The 1,586-nt window shown below is 62.0% G+C and carries 2 protein-coding genes; both read right to left on the reverse strand.

Going from position 1 to position 1,586, the window contains the following annotated elements; genetic code table 11:
- Positions 1 to 629: phage terminase small subunit (gene gpM, locus AB5Y70_RS03135; RefSeq protein WP_368175932.1), on the reverse strand; the 629-nt coding region annotated here is incomplete at its 3' end.
- Positions 630 to 638: 9 nt separating this feature from the next.
- Positions 639 to 1,586: phage major capsid protein, P2 family (locus tag AB5Y70_RS03140; protein ID WP_368175933.1), on the reverse strand; the 948-nt coding region annotated here is incomplete at its 5' end.

Consider the following 1,586-nt stretch of genomic DNA (forward strand, 5'->3'; position numbering starts at 1 on the left):
TCGAGCACTTCGAGCTCTTTCTTGATGCCGACCTTGTCGTGTAGTTCGATGGCGCGGCGATAGTGCTCGGCGGCTAGTTGCTTGCGCCCATCGGCGAGGCAGGCGCGCCCTACTGCCTTGTGCAGCTTGGCGCGCACCTGGTCGAAGATGTCGCTGCCGTGCAGCAGGGCCATGTATTGGCCTAGCAACGACGTGGATGGACCCGCTCCGGCTTCTTGTTGCTTGATGGCGGTATCGGCGACCTCTTCGGCGATCATGGTGGCGGCGGTGCGCTCGTAGCGATCGGGGGTGCTGAGTCCATGGCGGATCACGTAGGACGCCATAGGTATGGCTCCTTCCAGATCGCCGGTGTCGAGGGTCCAAAGCATGACGGTGACGAGGACGTCATCTTGTCCGCCCCGGTCGGCGGCCAGCACGCCATCAATCCACGGCTTGTAGACGCCCAGCATGGTGCGCTTGGCGTCGATCTTGCGCTCGATGCTCTGGATGCCCTTGAGGGTGCGGCGGTGTTCGGCCAACTGCATCAGCTGGAGTTCGTAAGCGTTGGCGCGGGCCTGGTCGAATTGGGGATTGGCCGCCCCTTGCAGGGCGGCCAGTGTTCTTTCGCGGTGGCGGCGGGCGGGAGTCATGCCACCCCCTTACTCGCCGGGGGCCGGGTTCGGCCCGATGACGATGTTTTCGACCAAGGCGGCGCAGTCATAGTCCTCGACCACGTAGGCGTCGTTGGTGCTTTCGTAGTTGACGATGCGGTTGCGCTTGGGCTCGTCTTCGATGTAACGACGGCGGGCCCCGGTCTGCCAGTAGATGGAGAGGTTGCTGAGCTTGGTGATGAGCAGCTTGTCTTCGGGGAAGAAGGGAACGCGCACGGCCTTGAGGCCGCCGATCTGCTTCTGGCTCACCAGCACCTGACCAGCCAGTTTGTTCTGGTTGTCGCCCGCGTCGTTGATGATGGGGAAGTATTTGTCGGAGAGCATCTTGCGGCCACAGATGACCACCAGGTCGGTATCGTCCTGATACCAGGGTTTGATCAGCTCGTTCACAACGTCGTATACCAGGGCGTCGATGTTTTTATAATCGCCGTCGGTGGCATCGACGTAGATCTTGCCGCTGCCCTCGGTGCCTTCGCTCATGACCTGGGCCGGGGCGTCAGTGCGGATGTGTTGCAGCCAGCCGATGTTGACGTCTTGCAGCAGGGGATGGGCGTTGCGATCGGTGTCGGGTTCGGCGGTGGTGCCATGCCAGCCGATCATGATGCGGTCCAGCCCCTGACGGGTGAGGATGGCGTCACGGACACGGGTCTGGAAGTCGGGGAACTTGGCCCAGGCATCGATCTGGCCGTAACCGATCTGGGTGTCGAAGTTGGTCTGGGCGCATTCGTAGCTCTGGTCGTAGAGACCGTGCGGGCTGTTGGGCTGGCGGTCTTTGGTGTCGGTGTTGGTGCGACCGGCGATGGTGCTGGTGATGCCGATACCGACCTTTTGGCCTTTCATCTCATCGACAGGGGTGACGTTGATCATGCCGAGGAAGGCGACCGACTCCTGCATTTTGGTTTCCAGGGTCTGCTGGACGCTGGGCTGCACGTTGAA

The sequence above is a fragment of the Aeromonas sp. s1(2024) genome, assembly GCF_040908005.1.
GTDB classification, from domain to species: Bacteria; Pseudomonadota; Gammaproteobacteria; order Enterobacterales; family Aeromonadaceae; genus Aeromonas; species Aeromonas caviae.